Source organism: Dactylosporangium aurantiacum (assembly GCF_000716715.1).
Taxonomy (GTDB): Bacteria; Actinomycetota; Actinomycetes; order Mycobacteriales; family Micromonosporaceae; genus Dactylosporangium; species Dactylosporangium aurantiacum.
The window spans coordinates 13,055-34,294 of sequence record NZ_JNYJ01000066.1 but is presented as its reverse complement, the minus strand read 5'-3'; the positions used below and the strand labels follow the sequence as shown (position 1 = coordinate 34,294).

The following is a 21,240-nucleotide window of genomic DNA, read 5'->3' as shown; positions in this document are numbered from 1 at the left end:
CGACTTGGTGTTCGCGGTACGCCAGCCACTCTCCGCGCCGACCTGCGCGAAGCCCATCGTGATCTTGCCGTCGTCCTTCTTACCGCTACCGGCGTCCTCACTCTCGCCGCCGCAGGCGCTGAGCGCGCCGACCACCAACAGACCGCCGAGCACGGCCGCGGACCACTTCTTCAGCACTGGGTCTTTCCCTTCATCTCGCGGGCAAGCGGGGTGTTTCGACCGCGATGCGTGAGCGCTAACATCCAGCGGTGCCGACCACATCCGCAAAGATCATCGCGCCTGGTTCCGGAAGTGTTGACGCTGCTCGGCGCGTCCGTCAAGGCTCCGCGGCGACACGCCACGCAACCGTGATCCGATGACTGTACGGGGGTGGTGCGCGTAACGCTTTTTCCGCGACGCGTTGCGGTTTTCCGTGCGCGTGGCCAAAGGGGCTCCGGTGCGACCGTCCGGCCGCCGCGACCGCCCGGCGGGAGGGTCCGCGGAGGCGACACCGCCGCCGAGACATCTGATGTACTGGCCGCATCCTCGGCCCTGCAAGGGCGATGAACAGGGCATCGGCGGCACCTGTAGACAGTCCGCACAGCCTGGTCTATAAATACATCTGATGTATGACGGTGATTGACGTGAGCCGCCGTACGTGCCCGCACACACCCCCGCGCACCACACCACGACGACACACCCGCCCTCCGGATCACGCCCGCCGCATGGACGGCGCGGCGGACCCGACGTGTCCCGCGTCGCTGTGCGGTTGCGCGCTCATTCGAGCCGCACGATGGAAGGAAACCGGTGAACCGTAAAGCACTGGTCGGCTTCGGGCTGGCCATGACGCTCGGCGCAGCCATGTTCACCACGGGCTGTAGTGATGATTCTTCGACGGGTCCAGGCGCGACCGGTGATTCGACGCCGTTGATCGGTGTGGACTACCCGCGTTCGGACACCGATTTCTGGAACTCGTACATCAAGTACGTGCCGCAGTTCTCCAAGGAGCTCGGCGTCAGTCTCAAGACGACCAACTCCCAGAACGACATCGCGAACCTCATCTCCAACGCCCAGACATTCATCAGCCAGGGCGTGAAGGGTGTGGTGATGGCGCCGCAGGACACCGCCGCGATCGCACCGACCCTGGGTCAGCTCGAGTCGAAGAAGATCCCCGTCGTCACCATCGACACCAGGCCGGACACCGGCAAGGTGTTCATGGTGGTCCGCGCCGACAACCGTGCCTACGGCACCAAGGCCTGCCAGTTCCTCGGCGCGAAGCTCGGCGGCAAGGGCAAGGTCGTCATGCTGCAGGGCGACCTCGCCTCGATCAACGGCCGGGACCGCACCGAGGCCTTCAACGAGTGCATGAAGAAGGACTTCCCGGGCATCACCGTCTTCGGCGAGGCCACCGACTGGAAGGCCGACGTCGCCGCGGCGAAGCTGCAGACCCGCTTCGCGTCCGACCCGGACATCAAGGGCGTCTACATGCAGTCGTCCTTCGCGCTGTCCGGCACGCTGCAGATCCTCAAGCAGAAGGGCCTGCAGGTCCCGCCGTCGGACCCCAAGCACGTCTTCATCGTGTCCAACGACGGCATCCCCGAGGAGCTCAAGAACATCGGCGACGGCCTCATCGACGCCACCGTGAGCCAGCCGGCCGACCTGTACGCCAAGTACGGCCTGTACTACGCGAAGGCGGCGATCGACGGCAAGACGTTCCAGCCCGGCCCGACCGACCACGGCAGCACGATCATCCAGGTCCGCGACGGCCTGCTCGAGGACCAGCTCGCCGCACCCCTGGTCACCAAGGACGGCGCCGCCGTCGGCGGACAGCCCACGGTGAAGTCCGACGACAAGTCCCTCTGGGGCAACAACGTATGAGCTCCATCCACGGCTTGACCGACGGGCCGGTCGATCACGACCGGCCCGTCGCCGAGGCCACGCACATCACGAAACGCTTCGGCCCGACCGTCGCGCTGTCCGACGCCGGCATCGTCGTACGGCAGGGCGAGACGCACGCCCTCGTCGGCCGCAACGGCGCCGGCAAGTCGACGCTCGTCGGCATCCTCACCGGCCTGCAGGCGCCCGACGCCGGCGCCGTCATGTTCGACGGCACCCCGGCGCCGCCGCTGGGCGACCGGGACGCCTGGCGGCAGCGGGTGGCCTGCGTCTACCAGAAGTCGACGATCATCCCCGACCTGACGGTGGCGGAGAACCTCTTCCTCAACCGGCACGCCCGCGGCCGGGACCGGCTGATCCGCTGGCCGCAGCTGCGCCGGCAGGCCGAGCAGCTGCTCGCCGAGTGGGCGGTCGACGTCGACGTGCGCCGGCCCGCCTCGTCGCTGTCGGTGGAGCAGCGGCAGTTCGTGGAGATCGCCCGGGCGCTGTCGTTCGGTGCGCGGTTCATCATCCTGGACGAGCCGACCGCGCAGCTGGACGCCGCCGGGATCAGCCGGCTGTTCGAGCGGATCCGCGCGCTGCGCGCGCAGGGCGTCACGTTCCTGTTCATCAGCCACCACCTGCAGGAGATCTACGAGATCTGCGATCAGGTGACCGTCTTCCGCGACGCCCGGCACATCCTCACCGCACCGGTGGCCGACGTCAGCCGCCAAGCGCTGGTCACCGCGATGACCGGCGAGGACGTGACCATGCCCGACACGGTGCACGCCGCCCCGGCGGACGACGCGCCGGTGCTGCTGACGGTGCGGGAGCTGCGCACGCACAGCGGTGCGACGCTGTCCATGCAGGCGCGGGCCGGCGAGGTCGTCGGCATCGCCGGCGGCGGTGGCAGCGGCAAGGTCGAGGTCGCCGAGGCGATCGTCGGGCTGGCCCGCCCCGCGGGCGGGACGGTGACGGTCGACGGCCGCGTGCTGCGCCCGGGCAGCGTGCCGGACGCCCTGGACGCCGGTGTCGGCCTCGTGCCGCAGGACCGGCACCGGGAGGGTCTGGTGCCGCAGCTGTCGATCGGGGAGAACGTCACGATGACCGTCCCGCACCGCATCGGGCGCAACGGGCTCATCTCCCCGGCGAGGCGGGACGCGTTCGCCGACCGGACGATCGCCGACCTCGCGATCAAGGCCTCCGGTCCGCACGTGCCGGTGGCCGAGCTGTCCGGGGGCAACCAGCAGAAGGTCGTCATGGGCCGGGCCCTGGCCAGTGACCCCAAGCTGCTCGTGCTGATCACGCCGACCGCCGGTGTCGACGTGCGCTCCAAGCAGACCCTCCTCGGCGTCGTGGAGGAGGTGCGCGGGCGCGGCACCACCGTGCTCGTCGTCTCCGACGAGCTCGACGACCTGCGCATCTGCGACCGGCTCCTGGTGATGTTCCAGGGCCGGGTGGTCGCCGAGAAGCCGCACGGCTGGAGCGACAACGAACTGGTAGCCGCCATGGAAGGGGTCGATCTCGACCATGTCTGACACGCTGTCCAAGAACGCCGCGGCGCCGTCGACGGCGCCGCCGCCCGACCGGCGCCGGGCCCTCGCCATCGCCCGCCTGCGCGACCTGGCGCTGGTCCCGGCGATCATCGCCGTCGCGGTCGTCGGCTACCTCGTCAACCCGGTCTTCCTGCAGTCGGACAACATCATCAACGTGCTGCAGAGCATGTCGGAGATCTCCGTGCTCGTGCTGGCCCAGACCATGGTGCTGATCACCGGCAAGATGGACCTGTCGCTGGAGTCGACGTTCGGGCTCGCCCCCGGCATCGCGGCCTGGCTGATCATCGACCCGGCGGTCACCCACGGGCTCGGCGTCCACGTGCTGCCGCCGGCCCTGGCCGTGCCGGTCGTGCTGCTGGTCGGCGCGCTGGTGGGCGCCTTCAACGGGCTGCTCATCGTCCGCTTCGGCCTCAACGGGTTCATCGTCACCCTCGGCATGCTCATCGTGCTGCGCGGGCTGCTGACCGGCATCTCCGGCGGCAAGACCTTCTTCGCCCTGCCCTCCTCGATGACCTACCTGGGCTCCACCACGTGGCTCGGCGTGCCGGCGTCGGTCTGGATCTCCCTGCTGGCGTTCGCGGTCGGCATCGTGGTGCTCGGCTACACGCGGGCCGGCCGAGCGCTGTACGCGATCGGCGGCAACGTCGACGCGGCCCGCGCGGCCGGCATCCGCACCGACCGGATCCTGTGGGTCACGCTCGTCGTGGCCAGCGTGCTGGCGGCCCTGGCCGGTCTGCTGATGAGCGGCCGGCTGGCGGCGGTGCCCGCCGCGCAGGGCAGCGGGGCCATCTTCCAGGTCTTCGCGGCGGCGGTCATCGGTGGCGTGAGCCTCAACGGTGGCAAGGGAACGGTGTTCGGCGCCTTCACCGGCGTCCTGCTGCTGTTCATGATCATCAACGTGCTCACGCTGGCCGGGGTACCGGCGCAATGGACCAACTTCCTCAACGGCGCCGTGATCCTCGTGGCGCTGGTGGTCTCCCGCATCACCGGCGGCCGGGCGCAGACCTGACCCCCACGGACATGGCGGCCGCGACCCGTCCGCCATGCCCGTGCCGCCTCCCGCCGTTCACCGCCCCCGGCGGTGCGGATCCGACAAACATCGCATGTCTCTCCGGCGGTCGGCGCATGCGTCGGCTCGACATTGTCAGTTTCGGCAGTTCGGCCGGGGGAGTGGACTTCGATTGGCAACTCAGCTAGAAAATACATCAGATGTTTGGGTGGGCTGTCCGCTCCCGCCATCGCATCCTTCGAACGTTCCCTGCCGGGTGCCGCAGCGCGGTGCCACAACCCTCCAGGAGCCACGGTGACTGAGCGCATCCTGTCCATGGACACCATCGACGTCCGGTTCCCCACGTCCCGGCACCGGGACGGGTCCGACGCGATGAACCCGTTCCCGGACTACTCCGCCGCTTACGTGGTGCTGCGTACCAGCGCGGGCGCGGAGGGCCACGGCTTCGTGTTCACCGTCGGGCGCGGCACCGAGATCGAGGTCGCGGCGATGCGCTCGCTCGCCGGGATGGTGATCGGTCAACCCGTCGAGGAGCTGCTGGCCGATCCGGGTGCGCTCGCCCGGCGGCTCATCGGCGACAGCCAGATCCGCTGGCTGGGGCCGGAGAAGGGGGTCGTGCACATGGCCGCCGGCGGGATCGTCAACGCCGTGTGGGACCTGGCCGCCCGACGGGCCGGCAAACCGTTGTGGAAGCTGCTGGCCGACCTTACGCCGGAGCAGCTGGTCGCCCAGATCGACTTCCGCTACCTGCGCGACGCGCTCACCGAGGACGACGCCCTCGGGCTGCTGCGGGCCGGCGCCGCCGGGCGGGCGCAGCGGGAGGAGCACCTGCTACGGCACGGCTACCCCGCCTACACCACCACCCCCGGCTGGCTCGGCTACGACGACGAGAAGCTCGCCCGGCTGTGCGGCGAGGCGGTCACCGCCGGCTACGAGCTGATCAAGCTCAAGGTCGGCGGCGACCTCGCCGACGACGTGCGCCGGATGGGCATCGCCCGGCAGGCCGTGGGCCCGGACATCCGCATCGCCGTGGACGCCAACCAGATCTGGGGCGTGCCGGACGCCATCGAGTGGATGCGGCAGCTCAGCTCGTTCGACCCGTACTGGATCGAGGAGCCGACCTCGCCCGACGACATCCTCGGGCACGCCGCGGTCCGCCGGGCGCTCGCGCCGATCAAGGTCGCCACCGGCGAGCACGTCCACAATGCGGTGATGTTCAAACAGCTGCTGCAGGCCGGCGCCGTCGACATCGTGCAGATCGACGCGTGCCGGGTCGGCGGCGTCAACGAGAACCTCGCGATCCTGCTGCTGGCCGCCAAGTTCGGCGTGCCGGTCTGCCCCCACGCCGGCGGTGTCGGGCTGTGCGAGCTGGTGCAGCACCTGGCGATGTTCGACTACGTCGCGGTCAGCGGCAGCACCGAGGACCGCGCCATCGAGTACGTCGACCACCTGCACGAGCACTTCGTCGACCCGGTGCGCATCCGCGCCGGCCGGTATCTGGCGCCCACCGCACCGGGCATGAGCGCGCAGATCGTGCCGGAGTCGCTGGCCGCCTTCCAGTTCCCGGACGGTCCCGAATGGGCCGCCACGGCGGACGAGCCGGTCTCCACGGCCGCCTGAGCACCAGCACCCGTACCCGGGAGGGAGCCCTCATGATCATCGACGCGCATCACCACCTGTGGCAGCCCGAACGCGGCTACCAGTGGCTCGACGAGCCCGGGCTCGACGCGATCCGCCGGCCGTTCACCCCCGCGGACCTGACCGCTGAGCTGGCCGCGGCCGGCGTCGACCGCACGGTGCTGGTCGAGGGCGGCCGGTGCCACACCGACGAGGCGGCCGACTTCCTCGGCCACGCCGCCGACACGCCGGCCATCGCGGGCGTCGTGGCGTGGATCGACGTCGCGGCGCCCGACGTGCCGGCGACCATCGAGCGCTACCGCGGCCTGCGCGGCGGCGACCTGCTGGTCGGGCTGCGCGCCCAGGTCCAGGGTGAGGCGGACCCCGACTACCTCGACCGGCCCGAGGTGCGGCGCGGGCTCGCCGAGATCGGCGCGGCGGGCCTGGTCTTCGACCTGGTGATCCGGGCCGACCAGCTTCCGTCCGCGGCCCGCGCGGCCCGGGCCGTGCCGCAGCTGCGCTTCGTGCTCGACCACCTCGGCAAGCCGCGCATCGACGAGGGTGAGGAGGGGCTGCGGCGGTGGCGCGAGCCGTTCACCGCGCTGGCGGCCAACCCGAACGTCACCTGCAAGCTGTCCGGGATGGTCACCGAGGCGGGCCCTGACTGGTCCTGTGACGCGCTGCGGCCGTTCGTCGCGGTGGCGGTGGACGCGTTCGGGCCCGATCGTCTGATGTTCGGCTCGGACTGGCCGGTGTGCCTGCTCGCCGCGGACTATCCGGCGGTCCTCGCGGCGCTGCGGGAAGCGCTGCCGCCGCTGTCGCCGCCGCAGCTGCGGGAGATCTTCGCGGGCACCGCGACGCGGACCTACGGCCTGGCCGACGATGCCCGCCGCCCGCCGGCGTGAGCCTGGTGGCCTCGCGCGGGCCGCGTCACGCGCCGCCGTCGCCCTGCCCGTCCGGTGCGGCCAGCACCGCGCGCAGCCACGCCTCGGAGGTGTTGACGTGCAGCAGGGCGCTGGCGTGGGCGAGCAGCTGGTCCCGCGAGCGCAGCGCCAGGTAGATGGCGTGATGCTCCTCGATCGTCGTGTGCGCGGAGTTGCCCTCGATCAGGCCGCGCCACACCCTGGCCCGCAGGGTCCGGCTCGACAGGCCGTCCAGCAGCGACGTGAGCGTCTCGTTGCCGGTGGCCGCGACGACGGTACGGTGGAACGCCGTGTCGTAGCCGATGAGCCGCTCGGCGTCGTCGGCCGCGGCCCGCATGTCGTCCAGCAGCGCGGCCAGCCGGTCAAGGTCGTCGTCGGACATGCGCAGCGCCGCGACGCCGGTGGCGACCGGCTCCAGCATCCGGCGCACCTCCATGACCTCCAGCAGCGTGTCGTCGCGCAGCAGCTCGACCGCGACGCCGAGCCCTTCCAGCAGCAGCCGGGGCGCGAGGCTGGTGACGTAGGTGCCGTCGCCGCGGCGCACGTCCAGGACCCGGGCCGACTCGAGGACCTTCACCGCCTCCCGTACCCCGCTGCGCGACAGCCCCATCTGCGCGGCCAGCTGCTGCTCCGGTGGCAGCCGCGACCCCGGCGGCAGCTCGCCGCTCTGGATCATGCCGCGGATCTTGGTGATTGCTTCGTCGGTCAGCGCCACCCGTTCACTGTAGATACATCAGATGTTTCGTGCCGTCGGGGGTCCCGCTCGCGTCGCCGCGGGACCAGGACGGCGGGAAGGACCGGCATCTCGTGGAGTACCGCCCGCTCGGCCGCACCGGTCTCACCGTGTCGATGCTCGGCTACGGCGCCTCACCGCTCGGCGGCGTGTACGCGCCCATCGACGAACAGGCCGGCATCAGGGCCGTGCGCACCGCACTCGACCTGGGCGTCAACATCATCGACGTGTCGCCCTACTACGGCGCCACGGCCGCCGAGACCGTGCTCGGCCGGGCGCTGCGCGGCGTCGACCGCGACAGTTACGTGCTGGCCACCAAGGTGGGCCGGTACGGCGAGGACAGCTTCGACTTCTCCGCCGCCCGGGTGGTCGCCAGCGTCGAGGAGAGCCTCGCCCGGCTCGGCACCGACCACCTCGACCTCATCCAGTGCCACGACATCGAGTTCGGCGACCTCGACCAGATCGTCGAGGAGACCCTGCCCGCCCTGGCCGCCCTGCGCGACGCGGGCAAGGTTCGGCACCTCGGCGTCACCGCCTACCCGGTGACCGCCCTGACCCACGTCGCGCGCGCCGTGCCGATCGACACCGTGCTGTCCTACTGCCGGTACACGCTGCTCGACCGCGCCCTCGCCGACGCCGCGCCGCAGCTCGCCGCGCGGGGCGTCGCGGTGATGAACGCCTCCCCGCTGGCGATGGGGTTGCTGTCCCGGCGCGGCGCGCCCCCCTGGCACCCGGCGCCGCCCGCGGTGCGGCAGGCCGCCGCCGACGCGGTCCGCCTGTGCGACGAGCGCGGCCTCGACATCGCGCGGGTCGCGCTGCGCTTCGCCGCCGAGCCGGCGCAGTTCGCCACCACGTTCGTCGGCACGGCCGACCCGCACGACATGGCCCGCAACGTGCGGTGGGCGAGCACACCGGTGGACCCCGAGCTGGTCCGCGACCTCGAACACGTCCTGCGGCCGGTGCTGGGCCACGCCTGGCCCAGCGGCCGGCAGCGGCACGACACCCCCGTCGGGAAGGCATGAGATGCGACGCCACGGCACCGTGATCCGGTTGCGGCCGGAACAACGCGAGGAGTACCTGCGGCTGCACGCCGCCGTCTGGCCCGGCGTCGAACAGACGCTGCGCGAGGCGAACATCCGCAACTACACGATCTTCCTGCACGACGACCTGCTGTTCGGATACTACGAGTACGTCGGGGCCGACCACGCCGCCGACCAGGCCCGCATCGCCGCCGACCCGCAGACCCGGCAATGGTGGGAGCTCACCGCCCCGTGCCAGGAGTCGCTCGCCGAGCCGGGGTCGGGGGACTGGTGGGCGCCGATGCGTGAGGTGTGGCACCTGACCGAGGAGACCCCATGACCCGCAGCGCGCGATACGTCGGCGACCGGACCTTCGTCGTCGGCGACACCGAGCCCGCACCGCCCGGCCCCGGCCAGGTCCGCATCGACGTGGCGTACACCGGCATCTGCGGCACCGACCTGCACATCATGCACGGCGCCATGGACCACCGGGTGAGCATGCCGGCGGTGATCGGGCACGAGATGTCCGGCCGGATCGCCGAGATCGGCCCCGGCGTCGAAGGCCACGCCGTCGGCGACCCGGTGACGGTCATGCCGCTGGACTGGTGTGGGCAGTGCCCCGCCTGCCAGGCCGGGCACACCCACATCTGCCACCGGCTCAACTTCGTCGGCATCGACTCCACCGGCTCCATGCAGAGCAGCTGGACCGTGCCGGCCCGGATCCTCGTGCCGCTCCCGCGGGACCTGCCGCTGGACCAGGCGGCGCTGATCGAGCCGACCGCGGTCGCCGTCCACGACGTACGCCGGTCCCGGCTCACCGCGGGTGAGCACGCCGTCGTCATCGGCGCCGGCCCGGTCGGGCTGCTCATCGCCAAGGTCGCCCAGAGCACCGGCGCCACCGTCACCGTCCTGGAGCTCGACGCGCACCGCCGCGCCGTCGCCGCGCAGCTGGGACTGGCGACCGTGGACCCCGCGGCGGTCGACGTCGCGGCGCACGTACGGCAGCAGACCGGTGACGCCGGTGCCGCCGTGGTCTTCGAGGTGTCCGGCTCGGCCGCCGGGGTCCGCCTGGCCACGGACCTGCTCGCCGTGCGGGGGCGGCTGGTGATGGTGGCGATCCACCCGGCGCCGCGCGAGGTCGACCTGCACCGCTTCTTCTGGCGGGAACTGGAGATGATCGGGGTGCGGGTGTACCAGCGCGACGACTACGACGAAGCCGTCCGGCTGGTGCACGGCAGGCAGGTGCCGGCCGACCGGCTGATCTCCCGCGTCGTGCCGCTCGACGACGTGGCCCAGGCCTTCGGGGCCCTCGAGGCCGGCGGCGACGTCAAGGTGCTCGTCGCCTGCGGCGGCGGGGGAGGCGAGGGATGAGCCCGCTGGACCCGGCACCGGCCGCCGGCAACCCGTTCGACCTGAGCGGGAGGCTGGCCGTGGTGACCGGTTGCCGCCGCGGCATCGGCCTGGCCATGGCGGAGGCCCTGGCGGCGGCGGGCGCCGACATCATCGGCGTCAGCGCGTCGCTGGAGGACACCGGCAGCGAGGTCGCCAAACGCGTCGAGGCGCACGGCCGCACGTTCGTGCCGCGCCGGGTGGACCTGTCCGACCGCGGCGCGGTGCGCGAGCTGGCGGCCTGGCTGAACGGGCAGGACCGGCCCGTCGACATCCTCGTCAACAACGCCGGGACGATCCGGCGGGCCCCGGCCGAGGCGCACAGCGACGAGGACTGGGACCACGTGCTCGAGGTGAACCTGTCCGCGCAGTTCGTGCTCGCCCGCGAGATCGGCCGGCAGATGGTGCGCCGGGGCAGCGGGAAGGTCATCTTCACCGCGTCGATGCTGAGCTTCCAGGGCGGGGTCACGGTCCCCGGCTATGCCGCCGCCAAGTCGGGGATCGCCGGTCTCACCCGGGCGCTGGCCAACGAATGGGCCCGGCACGGGGTCAACGTCAACGCGATCGCGCCCGGCTACATCGCCACCGACAACACGCAGGCGCTGCAGGACCAGCCCGAGCGCAACAGGGCCATCCTCGAACGGATCCCCGCCGGCCGGTGGGGGCGGCCGGACGACCTGGCCGGCGCCACCGTGTTCCTGGCGTCGGACGCCGCGCGCTACGTGCACGGCGCGGTCCTGCCGATCGACGGCGGCTGGCTCGCCCGCTGACGGTCTCTGGCGTGCCGCCCGGCCGCGCCGCCCGGGCGCGGCCGGGCGGCGGCTGCGGTCTTGTGGAGGGAATCGAGCGATGTTAGCGTTCACACGCCTGCGCCCGCCGAGTCCGCCACACGCCGGGGAAATGATGTCCTGGACCCTCCCGCCGGTGCCCGGGTCCGGCCCGTGCTGAGGTTCGCGGCCCGCCGGGCCCGGGTCCAGTGGCGGTTCCTGGCCGCGCTGCTGAGCGTCGTGGCCGTCGGCGGGACGCTGCTGGGCGTGTGCGCCCTGCTGGTGACCGAGACCGGCGGCCGGGCGCTGGAGGTCGCCGCCGCCCGGGCCGCACCCGGGGACGTGGAGGTCACCGCGTACACCGCCACCGTCGCCGGTCATGAAGCGGCGTCGGTCGCCGCGGACACGCGTGCCCTGCTGACCTCGACGGTGGCGCCGCTGCCCGTCACCACGGCCGGGCAGGCCACCTCGGCGATGCGGACCCTGCCGGACACCCCGGCCGGCGCGGCCGGGACGCCGGCGGTGGCGTACCTGTCGGGGATCGAACGGCCGGCGGACCGCGCCGCCCTGACGTCCGGCCGCTGGCCGCGGCGGGCACCGCAGACCGCCGGACCGCCCGCACCGCTGGAGGCCGTCGTGCTCGAGGCGACGGCGCGGAGCCTCGGACTCGCCGCCGGCAGCCCCGTACACCTGGGCGCCGAACTGGTCGCCGATGGCGCCGCGGCCGTCGACGTGCTCGTCGTCGGCGTCGCCCGGCCGCTGCCCGGCACCGGCTGGCAGCGGGACCTGCTCGGCGGCGCCGGCGTCGACCTCACCTACGACGAAGGCACCGCGAACCAGCCGTCCGGAGCGTTCGGCCCGTTCATCGTGGACTTCGCCGACCTGCTCACCAGCGGCTCGACCCTCAGCCGGATGGAGCTCGTCGCCCGCCCGGACCTGTCCGCCGCCCGGCACGACGACCTCGCCGGCGTCGCCCGGGCCGTCGGCGGCGCCGACCGCAGGCTGGCCCGGATCCTCGAGGGCCGGGTGAAGAGCGAACGGGTCGCCTCCGCACTGCCCGCGACGCTGGCCACCGCCCGCCGGCACCAGCAGGTCACCGACGCGCTGGTGCTGGCCGTCGCCGTGCTCGGCGGCGTCCTGACCGTGGCCACGCTCGTCCTGGCCGGCCGGCTCACCGCCGACGTGCGCGCCGGGGAGGCGGCGCTGCTGTCCGCCATGGGCGCCAGCCGCCGGCGACTCGCCCTGACCGCCGCCGCCGAGGCCGCCGTGCTCGCCGTCCTCGCCGCCGCGGTCGCCCTGCCGGCGTCGTCCCTGCTGCACGCCGGCATCACGCACCTGCCGGCGCCGGCCGCAGCCGGGCTCGCCACATCGCCCCGCCTCACCGGCGGCCAGCTCCTCGCCGTGTCCACGGCCGCCGCCGCGCTCGTCGTGCTGCTCACCGGGCTCGCCGCGGGTGACCCGTCGCGTGCCCGCCCGCGCGGCCGGCGGGCCGCACTGGCGCACTCCGGCGGTGACCTGGCCGTGGTGCTGCTGGCCGCCGCCGGCTGGTGGCAGGTGCGCGCCGAGCCGGTGCTCGCCGCCGACACGGTACGCACGCTCGTGCCGGCCCTGCTGCTGATCGCGGGCGGGCTGCTGGCGCTGCGCCTGCAACGACCGGCACTGTCCATGGTGGACCGGCTCGCCGGCCGGTCCGCCGGGCTCACCTGGCCGATGGCCGCCTCCGGTGCCGCCCGGCGGCCGCAGGCCACCGCCGCCGGCCTGCTGATCGCCCTGGCGTGCGCGGCGACGACGTTCGGGGTCGCCCTCGACGCCACCTGGGACCGTTCGCAGCGCGACCAGGCCGACCTGGCCGTCGGCACCGACCTCGCGCTGACCCTCGACGCGGCACCCTCGCCCGGTGACGGCGCGGCGGTGCGCACGGCCACCGGCGGGACGGTCAGCCCGGCCACCGACCGCAGCGTCGCCGTCGGGCAGTGGCTCGGCGGCGGCGACGCGGCCCGGCTGGTCGCCGTGGACACCACGCGCGCCGGTGACCTGCTGCGTGGGCGCCCGCCGAGCGCCGGTGGCTGGGCAGCGGCCACCGCCGCGCTGGCCCCGCCGGCCCCGGCCCTCGGCGTCGCGGTCCCGGCCGGCGCCACGGTGACGGTGACCGGCACGGCGGGCGGCGCCGGCGCGACGACCGCGACCCCGAAGCTGCTCCTGCAGGACGCCACCGGCCTGCGGACGGCCTGCCCCGGCGGGCCGGTCCCGCTCGACGGCCGGCCGTACCCGCTGACGCCCTGCGTGGCGACCCGGCCGCTGCGCCTCGTCGCGGTGCTGCTGTCGCTGGCCGGCGGACCGGACGGCGCGGCAGGGGAGGAGGCCGACCGCGTCACCGTCGACCTGGCCGTCCCCGCGACCGGCGGCGGCGCCGAGGCCGGCGACGGCACCGCCGACGGCACCTGGACCGCGGGCGTCGCCCGCTCGGCACCGGATCAGGTCACCGCCCCCGAGGTGACGGTGACCGCGACCGGCGCCGCCACGCTGGTACGGCTGGCGGCGACCCTGCCGCCCGGCGGCCCGCCGCAGGCCACCCGCGAGGTCGTCGCCACCGCCTTCGCCGACCCTGGAGCCGTGCCGGTCGCGGTCTCCGACGACCTGGCGAGCGCCCTGGACGCCGTACCCGGCACCCAGCTGGACCTGACCGTCGGCGACACCTCCGTCCCGGTCACCGTCGCCGGCGTGCTGCCCGCCGTCCCGTCGGCGCCCGGCGCCGCGGCGCTGCTCGCCGACCTGGACACCCTGTCCCGCGCGCTCGTCGTGCACGGCGACCTGGCACCCCCGGTGGACGCGTGGTGGGTCGGGGATCCGGCCCGCGCCGACGCCGCGGCCGGGGCGGCGGCACTGCACCTGGGCACCGTCACCACCCGCGCCGCCGAGACCGCCCGGCGCACCGCCGGACCGCTGTCCGCCGGCCTGCCCGCCGCGCTGCGGCTGCTCGTGCCGGCCGCCGCGCTGCTGCTGTTCACCGGTGTGGCGCTGCACGTCACGCACGACCTGCAGGCCCACGCGCGGCAGGCCGCCCGGCTGCGCGGCCTGGGCATGACCCGGCGGCAGATCCGGACCATGCTGCTCGGCCAGCACGTCCTGCTGCTCGCGCCCGTCTGCGTGGCCGGGGCCGCCGTCGGCGCGCTCGCCACCGCGGTCCTCGCGCCGCTGCTCATGCGCGCCGACACCGGCGCCCCGCCCGACCCGAGCGCCGTCGCGCAGTGGCCGTGGCCCGCCGAGACGCTGGCGTTCGCCCTGCTCCTGGCCGGCTGCCTGGTCACCGCCGGGGTCGTGATCGGCACCCGGCCGGTCGACACCACCGACCTGCGGGTGCCGTCATGAGGCCGCACTGGCCCAGCGTCCGCGGCCGGGCCCGCGCCGACCGCGGCGCGCTGCTGCTGTGCGCGGCCGTCGTCGCGCTGGTCACCGCGCTGGCCGGTGCGGCGCCGGTCCTGCTGGCCGGCATCGCCGACGACGCCGTCCGGGACGCGGTGCTGCGCGCCGGCGACGACGCCGACGTCACCGCGACCACGCGCTGGGAGCCCGACGCCGGGCCGAAGGGCCGCTTCCGCGCGCCCGGTCTCGCCGATGACGTCGACGTGCTCCGGCTGCGGGCGCTCGGCGAGCTCGAGCCGGCACTGCGCGCGGTGCTGGCGCCACCCGTCGCGTCGGTCGTCAGCCCCACGCTGAGGGTCGTGCGGGAGGACCGGGCGCGCACGTTCCGGATGGCGTACCTGACCGCCGGCGGCGAACCCGCGGTCACCTGGCTGGCCGGCGGCGCACCAGGGCCCGCCGTCGCGGCGCAGGGCGACGCCGAGGTCCCGTACCAGACGGCGTGGCTGGTGCGCGTCGGGGTGTCCGAGTCGACCGCCGCCGCGCTGGGCGTGCGGCCCGGGGACCGGATCCCCCTGACGGACGAGCGGGGCGCGCCGAAGCTCGTCGAGGTCAGCGGGGTCTTCCGCGCCACGGACCGCGCCGACCCCCGGTGGCGGCCGGCGCCGTGGCTGCTGGAGCCGGACCCGGGCACCGACCGGACGCGGACCGTCCGGCTCGGTGGCCTGCTGTCGCGCGACTCCCTGCCCGACGCCCGCCTCGCCTTCGACGCCGACGAGCTGCGGCCCACGGTGACGCTCGCGCCGCGCCCCGAGGCGTTCACCCTGGACGTCGGGCACACGGTCGGCGCCGCCGCGGTCGCCCTCGAGGCGGGCTCGGCCGCCCCCAGCGCGCCCGGCACCCGGCTGGCGTGGAACACCCGGCTCGACACCGTGCTGCACGACGTCGCCGGGGACATCGAGGCCGCGTCCGTGCAGATGTCGGTCCTGCTGACCGGCGTCGTCGCCGTCGCGGTCCTGGTGCTGACGCTCGTCGCGGACCTGCTGGTGAGCCGGCGGGTGCCGGCGCTGGTCCTCGCCCGGCACCGCGGCGCGGCCCTGCCGGCCCTCGGCGCCGAGCTGCTGCTGGAGTCCGCGGTGACGGCGGCCGTGGCCGCCGCGGCCGGGCTGGCCGCCGCCCGGGCGGTCGGGCCCGCCGTCGCCTGGGCGTGGACGGTGCCGGTGGTCCTCGCCGCGGCCGTCGGCCCGCCGGTCCTCGGCGTCCGCGCCGCGGGCCGGGCCACCGACGACCGGCCCGCGCCGGCGAACCGTGCCGCCGGGCAGTTCACCGCGTCCACGGGTCACCTGCGCCGCCTGGTCCTGGAGGGCACGGTCCTGACGGTCGCGGCGGCCGCCTTCGTCGCGTTGCGGCAGCGCGGCGTCGACCCCGGGGGCGGCACGGCGCTGCCGGCGAGCGCACCTACGCTCGGCGCGCTCGCCGGCGGGCTGCTGCTGGCGCGGCTGCTGCCGCCCGGCACGCGCCTGCTGTTGCGGCAGGCGTTGCGTTCCCGGCACCCGGTCGCCGTGTTCGGCGTCGCGCGTGCCGCGTCCACCGCCGGCCGCGGACTGCCGGTGGTCACGCTGGCCGCCGCCGCGGCACTGGCGTCGTTCGTGCTCACCGTCGGCGCCACCGTCGAGGCCGGCATCCGGGACACCGCCTGGCGGACCGTCGGCGCCGACGCCCGCCTCGACCTCGGCGCCGACGCCGGCGTCGACTTCAGTGCCGCGACCGCCGACGGACCGGCCCGGCGGATCGCCGCCGCGCCCGGGGTCCGGCACGTCGTCACCGCACAGGTCAGCGACGCGGTGCAGGTCGCCACCGCCGAGGTCGTCGTCACGACGCGGCTGGTGGCCGTGGACGCGGACGGGTACGGCCGGATGCTCGCCGACACGCCGCTGCCGGGGACGTTGCCGGCGGGCCGGCTGGCGGCGCCGGCCGGGGATGCCGTGCCCGCGCTGGTGCGCTCGGCCGACGGCAGCCTGCGCCCCGGGATGCGCCTGGAGCTGCGCCGGGCCGGCCAACCGCCGATCCCGCTCGTCGCGGTCGGTGCCGCCCCCGCGGTCGGTGCCGCCTCCACGGTCGGTGGCCCCGGCGACGTCGTGCTCGTGGACGCCGCGACGCTCACCGCCGCCGGGATGCCGGTCGCACCGAACACGATCTGGGTGAGCGGCCCCGGCGCCGAACGGGCCGCCGCCGGCGCCGGCGCCGGGCACGCCGTCCTGCGCACCGGCGTCGTGCGGTCCCTGCACGGCGCCCCGCTGGTCTCCGGCCTGCTGAACCTCGCGGCGGCATCGGTGCTCACCCTGGTGGCGCTCGGGCTGCTGGGGCTGGCGCTGGGCGCGGCGGTGCAGGCGCCGCAGCGGTGGCTGACGATCAGCCGCCTGCGTACCCTCGGCCTGCGCCCGCGGGACGCCGGCCGGGTCGCGGCCGGGGAGCTGCTGCCGGCCGTGGCGTTCGCCGGTCTGACCGGCCCGCTGCTCGGCGTGCTCCTCGCCGGCGCGACGCTGCGACCCCTGTCGCTGCCGCGGGTCACCGGGCAGGCCACCGATCCGGTCCTGACCCCGCCGTGGCTCCTGCTCGGTGGCCTGCCGCTGCTGTTCCTGGTGACGGTCGCCGTCGGCGTGGGCGTCGAATCGGCACGGCGCCGCCGCGGGCGGCTGGCGGCGGCGCTGCGCATCGGCGAACGCTGACCCCGCGCCGGCGTTCGGCCGGTGCGGTGCGCTATGCGCCGGGCAGGGCCGCCTCGCCGCCGGTGACGCGGGCCCGGAACACCAGCCAGGCGCAGGCCAGCAGGTGCCACAGCCACAGCCGGAAGCGGGCCGTCGTGTTCATGGCGATCGCGGCGTGGACGTGCACCAGCGCGGTGTGGTCCGGGCCGGTCAGCAGCAGGGGCGGTGACGTCGTGCCGGGCGAGCAGGTCCTCGGGGTCGTCGCGGCGCTCGCGACGTGGCGCACGATGTCGGAGGCGGCCGGCTGGATCGACGGGCAGTGGCCGCTGTCCGACACCGTCGACAGCCCCGACGAGGGCCGGCCGTCGAACCGGGACGCGGTCGCGGCCCGGCTCGTCGCGCGGTACGACGACAAGGTCGGCGTGTGACGTCGTACCGCGCGACGAGCCCGGTCGGCCGCCACAGGTGCGGCCCGGCCGGGCAGCGACCGGCTACGCGCCGGCGGTGACCGCGGCTTCGGCGGTGACGGGGTGCCGGCGGGAGGGCAGGCCCAGGGTCGGGTTGGCGACGCCCCAGGCCGCGCCCTTGCAGATCAGCTCCTTGTAGACCGCGGCGAGCCGGCCGGTGAGGACCGCGGAGACGGCCCGGTCGTCGGCGGTCACGTACTGGATGAGCCCCTCCTTGCGCCCCAGCGAGATGCACTGGTTGAAGTAGCGCAGCGGGGTGTTCGGCAGCTTCCCGCCGGTCAGGCGCGCGGCGATCGCGTCAGCGGCCTGCCACGCCATCGGGGTGCCGGTCGCGCACGACATCCGCAGCGGCTTGTCCCCGGCACCCATGGCGAAGGCGGCGTCGCCGACGGCGTACACCTGCGGATGGGACACCGAGCGCATGGTGCCGTCGACGACGATCCGGCCGGTGTCGGTGACCTCCAGACCGCTGGCCCGCGCGATCGGGTGGACGGCGAACCCGGCGGTCCACACCGTGACCGCGGCGGCGATGGTACGGCCGTCTGCGGTGACGACGGCGTCGTGCTCGACCCGGGTGACGGCGGTGTGCTCGTGCACGGTGATCCCGAGCCGGGCGGTGACCTTCCACAGGTGCGCGCGGCCCTTGTCGGACAGCCAGTCGCCGAGCGCGCCGTGGGCGGCGAGGGCGACCTTGAGGTCCGGGCGCGCCTCGGCGATCTCGGTCGCGGCCTCCAGCCCGGTGAGGCCGCCGCCGACGACGACCACGGGCTGCCCGGCGTCGAGGCGGGCCAGGCGGTCGCGCAGCCGCAGCGCGCCGGGGCGGCTGGCGAGCTCGTCGGCGTGCTCGGCGGTGCCGGGGACGCCCTGGGGGTTCCAGCGGCTGCCGAGCGCGTAGACGAGGGTGTCGTAGCCGAGCTCCTCACCGTCGACGGTGACGGTCCGGCGGTCGGCGTCCACGGCGGTGACCGTGGCGATGCGCAGCTGGACGCCGGTGCCGGCGAACATCGCGCTGAACGGCCGGGGCTTGAGCGGCTGGCCGGTGGCCAGCTGGTGCATGCGGACCCGTTCGACGAAGTCCGGCTCGGCGTTGACCAGGGTGATGGCGACGTCCTCGCGGCGCAGCCGCTTGGCGAGCCGGCCGGCGGCGATGGCACCGGCGTACCCGGCGCCCAGAACGATGATGCGGTGCGGCATGTCCCTGCTCCTGTCGTGCGGTTGTGCCCCTTGAACCGGGCGGCCCGCCGTTTGCTGACAGGGATGCGATGTGAAGCGGCTCACACGCCCGCTAGAACGCGGTGAACAGCGGCTTGCCGTGTCCGCCCGAGGCCGCCCAGCGCTCGGTCGCGCGGCCGAGCTTGTCGGGGTTGACCTGGTTGCGCAGCGCCGCGATGCCGCCGGCGGTGACCTCCAGGCACATGACCCCGACGACCCGCCCGTCCACGACGGCCACCACCGCCGGCCCGCCGTTGGCGGTCGTGGCGTAGATCTCGGCCGACCCGCCGGCGGCGGCGCGCTTCGCCGCACCCGGCTGGAACAGGCCCCGCACGAACTTCGCCACCGCGAGGGCACCCTCGAACGCCTTCGCCCGCGCCGGTACCTTCCCGCCGCCGTCGCCGATCGACACGGCGTCCCCGGTGAGCAGCCGCACGAGCGGCTCGGTCCGCCCGCTGGTGGCGGCCGCCAGGAACTCCTCGACGATCCGCCGCGCCGCGGCCTCGTCGATCTCCGTGCGCGCCCGGCCCTCCGCCACGTGCTGCCTGGCCCGGTGGAAGATCTGCTGGCTGGTGGCCTCGCTGATGTCGAGGATCGCGGCGATCTCGCGGTGCGGGTAGTCGAACGCGGCGCGCAGCACGTACACCGCCCGCTCGTTCGGCGTGAGCCGCTCCAGCAGCGTGAGCACCGCGTAGGACACCGACTCGCGCTGCTCCACGGTGTCGGCCGGACCCAGCATCGGGTCCCCGGCGAGCAGCGGCTCCGGCAGCCACTGGCCCACGTACACCTCGCGCCGCGCCCGCGCCGACGTGAGCTGGTTGAGGCAGATGTTGGTGAGGACCTTCGTCAGCCAGGCCTCGAGCACCTCGATGCGCTCGTGGCCGGCGCCCTGCCAGCGCAGGAACGTCTCCTGCACCGCGTCCTCGGCCTCCGCCGCGGAGCCGAGCATGCGGTAGGCGATGGCCTCCAGCCGCGGCCGGGCCGCCTCGAACCGCGCGACGTCACCAACGGTCAGAGCCATGGGACCACCGTACGTGCTCCGCCGCGCGAGGCCCGCTCTCCGCAGTGAGCGTCACAGTCGGGGCGGCGGGCCGGCGCATGCGCTTGTTTCGACATGCTTCTAGGTTGACGGACATCGAATCAGCGTGCGATCCTTGGTTCGACAGACGTCAAGATAGCGTGTCACGCCCGAAGAGGAGATCGCCATGTTCCGCTTGCCGCGCCGCTCGGCCGCACCCGCCGGCGTCCGGTTCTGCGACGGTTGTGCGGAGGTGAGCACCGCCGCGCAGCGCGCGCAACGCCGCGTCGAGCGCACCCGCACCGCGCTCGCCGCGCTCGCCGGCCCGCGCTAGCCGGCCCGCGCTAGCCACCCGTCCTGCCGTTCGTCGTGCGCGAGGCCGGCGACCGTACGATGGCGGCATGGGCGCCGATGCCGACGTGGACGCCGTTGTCACCGCGTACCTCGACGCGCTGACCCGCCGGGTTCCGGCCGGCCGCCGCGAACGGGCCGCGATCCGCGCGGAGCTGCGCGACGGTCTGGAATGCGCGGTGCAGGCCCGTGTCGAGCGGGGCGTCGAGCCGGCGGACGCGGCACGGCAGGCGGTCGGCGAGTTCGGCCCGCCCGAGGTCGTCGCCGGCGCGTTCGTCCGTGAGCTGTGCGCCACCTGGGCGCACCGCATCGCGATCGGGCTGCTCGCCGGTGGGCCGCTGGTCGGCGTGGCGTGGATCGCGGCGGCGCCGGGGCCGGCGGGCGGCTGGGCCGATCGTGTCGCCTCGGCGGTCTCCGCGACCTCCGTGTACCCGTTCGTGCTGGCCGTCGCGGTCCCCGCCGCCGTGCTGGCCGTCGCCGGGACCGGGCGCCTGATGTACCGCCTGCCCCTGCTGCTGCGGATCGCGCCGCCGGCGGCGGTGCTCGCCGCGGTGCTGTGTCTGGGCGGTGACGTGAGCCTGCTGATCGCGGCCGGCCTGCACGGCCCGGCGCGCGGGACGCTGACGGCGCTCGCCGTCGCCGCGAGCGTCATCCGGTCCGGCACGGTCGGCGCGGCCGGCTGGCGGCTGGTCAGGCTCGTCCGCATCGCGGCGTGACCGGCCGTTCGAAGCGGCGGATCGCGGTGTGCAGCAGCGGGACGCCGACCGCGGCCGGCAGGAACCAGAACACCACCGGCGGCAGCCGGTCCCACCCCGGCAGCTGCGGACCGTTGTCGACGTAGAAGCCGGTGAGCAGCGCGATGAACGACCCGCCCATCCCGGCCGCGTGCCACCGCACCCAGGCCCGGCCGCGCCGCCGCCGCGCCCACCAGCCGGCCAGTCCCAGCCCGGAGGCCACGACGGCGACGGCGAGCAGGTGCGCGTCGTGCGGCCAGCGGACCGCCGACATCACCGTCGCGGTCGCGAACACCACGCAGAGCCCGTACAGGTAGACCCGGCCGGCGCGGGGGTGCCTGCCCCGCCGCTTGCCGGCCGTGGCGGCCAGCGTCCCCGCCGTCACACAGGTCAGCCCGGCCGCGACGTGCAGGACCAGCACGCCGGCGAACACCGGCCCGGCATCAGGGATCTCCAGCCCGAACACCCGCACAGGACACCACCGAAGGTAGTGACGCTACATGTAGATAGCCTAGCTATTGGC

18 protein-coding genes are annotated in these 21,240 nt (G+C 74.8%); 14 read left to right on the top strand and 4 right to left on the bottom strand.

Annotated elements, in window-relative coordinates; all coding sequences use genetic code 11:
• Positions 1 to 786: 786 nt before the first annotated feature.
• The 5 genes from OP18_RS46030 (at position 787) to OP18_RS46010 (ending at position 6,941) form a co-directional block, all read left to right on the top strand.
• Positions 787 to 1,857 (top strand): sugar ABC transporter substrate-binding protein, encoded by a 1,071-nt coding sequence (locus OP18_RS46030; RefSeq protein WP_245635766.1) that lies wholly within the window; start codon positions 787 to 789, stop codon positions 1,855 to 1,857.
• Positions 1,858 to 1,871: 14 nt separating this feature from the next.
• Complete coding sequence (locus OP18_RS46025; RefSeq protein ID WP_245635765.1) at positions 1,872 to 3,392, top strand: sugar ABC transporter ATP-binding protein; 1,521 nt, start codon at positions 1,872 to 1,874, stop codon at positions 3,390 to 3,392.
• Complete coding sequence (locus tag OP18_RS46020) at positions 3,385 to 4,419, top strand: ABC transporter permease (RefSeq protein ID WP_033366215.1); 1,035 nt, start codon at positions 3,385 to 3,387, stop codon at positions 4,417 to 4,419. The genes OP18_RS46025 and OP18_RS46020 overlap by 8 nt, the downstream gene beginning before the upstream one ends.
• A 315-nt stretch (positions 4,420 to 4,734) precedes the next feature.
• Entirely contained in the window at positions 4,735 to 6,039 is a 1,305-nt protein-coding gene (locus OP18_RS46015; RefSeq protein WP_033366212.1) for an enolase C-terminal domain-like protein, read from the top strand.
• Between the two features lie 32 nt (positions 6,040 to 6,071).
• Positions 6,072 to 6,941: an amidohydrolase family protein gene (locus OP18_RS46010; protein ID WP_033366239.1), complete on the top strand. Its 870-nt coding sequence runs from the start codon at positions 6,072 to 6,074 to the stop codon at positions 6,939 to 6,941.
• 25 nt (positions 6,942 to 6,966) lie between these two features.
• On the opposite strand, the gene OP18_RS46005 is transcribed toward OP18_RS46010, so the two are convergent.
• Positions 6,967 to 7,674, bottom strand: coding sequence for a FadR/GntR family transcriptional regulator (locus tag OP18_RS46005; protein ID WP_033366208.1), 708 nt, complete (start codon positions 7,672 to 7,674; stop codon positions 6,967 to 6,969).
• A 29-nt stretch (positions 7,675 to 7,703) separates the two neighbouring features.
• Between OP18_RS46005 and OP18_RS46000 the strand changes: the two genes are divergently transcribed.
• The 7 genes from OP18_RS46000 to OP18_RS45970 all read left to right on the top strand — a co-directional run bounded on the left by OP18_RS46000 (position 7,704) and on the right by OP18_RS45970 (position 17,363).
• Complete coding sequence (locus tag OP18_RS46000; protein WP_211273886.1) at positions 7,704 to 8,714, top strand: aldo/keto reductase; 1,011 nt, start codon at positions 7,704 to 7,706, stop codon at positions 8,712 to 8,714.
• 1 nt (position 8,715) lies between these two features.
• Positions 8,716 to 9,051 (top strand): L-rhamnose mutarotase, encoded by a 336-nt coding sequence (locus OP18_RS45995; RefSeq protein WP_033366205.1) that lies wholly within the window; start codon positions 8,716 to 8,718, stop codon positions 9,049 to 9,051.
• On the top strand, positions 9,048 to 10,082 hold the full coding sequence (locus tag OP18_RS45990; protein ID WP_033366202.1) for a (R,R)-butanediol dehydrogenase: 1,035 nt from the start codon (positions 9,048 to 9,050) through the stop codon (positions 10,080 to 10,082). Before OP18_RS45995 ends, OP18_RS45990 begins: the two co-directional genes overlap by 4 nt.
• Positions 10,079 to 10,870 (top strand): SDR family oxidoreductase, encoded by a 792-nt coding sequence (locus OP18_RS45985; RefSeq protein ID WP_033366199.1) that lies wholly within the window; start codon positions 10,079 to 10,081, stop codon positions 10,868 to 10,870. Before OP18_RS45990 ends, OP18_RS45985 begins: the two co-directional genes overlap by 4 nt.
• Positions 10,871 to 11,041: 171 nt before the next feature.
• Positions 11,042 to 14,236 carry an FtsX-like permease family protein gene (locus OP18_RS45980; protein WP_033366196.1) on the top strand — a complete coding sequence of 1,065 codons (3,195 nt, stop codon included), beginning with the start codon at positions 11,042 to 11,044 and terminating at the stop codon, positions 14,234 to 14,236.
• Positions 14,233 to 16,956, top strand: a complete 2,724-nt coding sequence (locus OP18_RS45975; RefSeq protein WP_033366193.1) for an FtsX-like permease family protein — start codon at positions 14,233 to 14,235, stop codon at positions 16,954 to 16,956. Before OP18_RS45980 ends, OP18_RS45975 begins: the two co-directional genes overlap by 4 nt.
• A gap of 140 nt (positions 16,957 to 17,096) precedes the next feature.
• A complete protein-coding gene (locus OP18_RS45970; RefSeq protein WP_033366190.1) occupies positions 17,097 to 17,363 on the top strand; it encodes a hypothetical protein in 267 nt (88 codons plus the stop codon).
• A 63-nt stretch (positions 17,364 to 17,426) separates the two neighbouring features.
• Here OP18_RS45970 and OP18_RS45965 read toward each other — a convergent pair whose 3' ends face one another.
• A complete protein-coding gene (locus OP18_RS45965) occupies positions 17,427 to 18,596 on the bottom strand; it encodes an NAD(P)/FAD-dependent oxidoreductase (RefSeq protein WP_033366187.1) in 1,170 nt (389 codons plus the stop codon).
• 91 nt (positions 18,597 to 18,687) lie between these two features.
• Positions 18,688 to 19,635 (bottom strand): RNA polymerase sigma-70 factor, encoded by a 948-nt coding sequence (locus OP18_RS45960; RefSeq protein WP_033366184.1) that lies wholly within the window; start codon positions 19,633 to 19,635, stop codon positions 18,688 to 18,690.
• A gap of 184 nt (positions 19,636 to 19,819) precedes the next feature.
• Between OP18_RS45960 and OP18_RS58260 the strand changes: the two genes are divergently transcribed.
• Together OP18_RS58260 and OP18_RS54070 are read left to right on the top strand one after the other, a co-directional pair.
• Positions 19,820 to 19,966: a hypothetical protein gene (locus OP18_RS58260; RefSeq protein WP_156090259.1), complete on the top strand. Its 147-nt coding sequence runs from the start codon at positions 19,820 to 19,822 to the stop codon at positions 19,964 to 19,966.
• 67 nt (positions 19,967 to 20,033) lie between these two features.
• Positions 20,034 to 20,699, top strand: coding sequence for a permease prefix domain 1-containing protein (locus OP18_RS54070; protein ID WP_052388350.1), 666 nt, complete (start codon positions 20,034 to 20,036; stop codon positions 20,697 to 20,699).
• Here the strand turns inward: OP18_RS54070 and OP18_RS45950 are convergent.
• Entirely contained in the window at positions 20,674 to 21,189 is a 516-nt protein-coding gene (locus OP18_RS45950) for a hypothetical protein (protein WP_033366181.1), read from the bottom strand. The genes OP18_RS54070 and OP18_RS45950 overlap by 26 nt on opposite strands.
• Between the last annotated feature and the right edge of the window lie 51 nt (positions 21,190 to 21,240).

Excerpts from the sequence above, each read along its gene's own strand:
- OP18_RS46020 (WP_033366215.1), top strand. The coding sequence starts at position 3,385 with ATGTCTGACACGCTGTCCAAGAACGCCGCGGCGCCGTCGACGGCGCCG.
- OP18_RS46015 (WP_033366212.1), top strand. The coding sequence starts at position 4,735 with ATGGACACCATCGACGTCCGGTTCCCCACGTCCCGGCACCGGGACGGG.
- OP18_RS46010 (WP_033366239.1), top strand. The coding sequence starts at position 6,072 with ATGATCATCGACGCGCATCACCACCTGTGGCAGCCCGAACGCGGCTAC.
- OP18_RS45995 (WP_033366205.1), top strand. The coding sequence starts at position 8,716 with ATGCGACGCCACGGCACCGTGATCCGGTTGCGGCCGGAACAACGCGAG.
- OP18_RS45990 (WP_033366202.1), top strand. The coding sequence starts at position 9,048 with ATGACCCGCAGCGCGCGATACGTCGGCGACCGGACCTTCGTCGTCGGC.
- OP18_RS45985 (WP_033366199.1), top strand. The coding sequence starts at position 10,079 with ATGAGCCCGCTGGACCCGGCACCGGCCGCCGGCAACCCGTTCGACCTG.
- OP18_RS45975 (WP_033366193.1), top strand. The coding sequence starts at position 14,233 with ATGAGGCCGCACTGGCCCAGCGTCCGCGGCCGGGCCCGCGCCGACCGC.
- OP18_RS45970 (WP_033366190.1), top strand. The coding sequence starts at position 17,097 with ATGGCGATCGCGGCGTGGACGTGCACCAGCGCGGTGTGGTCCGGGCCG.
- OP18_RS45965 (WP_033366187.1), bottom strand. The coding sequence starts at position 18,596 with ATGCCGCACCGCATCATCGTTCTGGGCGCCGGGTACGCCGGTGCCATC.
- OP18_RS45960 (WP_033366184.1), bottom strand. The coding sequence starts at position 19,635 with ATGGCTCTGACCGTTGGTGACGTCGCGCGGTTCGAGGCGGCCCGGCCG.
- OP18_RS58260 (WP_156090259.1), top strand. The coding sequence starts at position 19,820 with ATGTTCCGCTTGCCGCGCCGCTCGGCCGCACCCGCCGGCGTCCGGTTC.
- OP18_RS54070 (WP_052388350.1), top strand. The coding sequence starts at position 20,034 with ATGGGCGCCGATGCCGACGTGGACGCCGTTGTCACCGCGTACCTCGAC.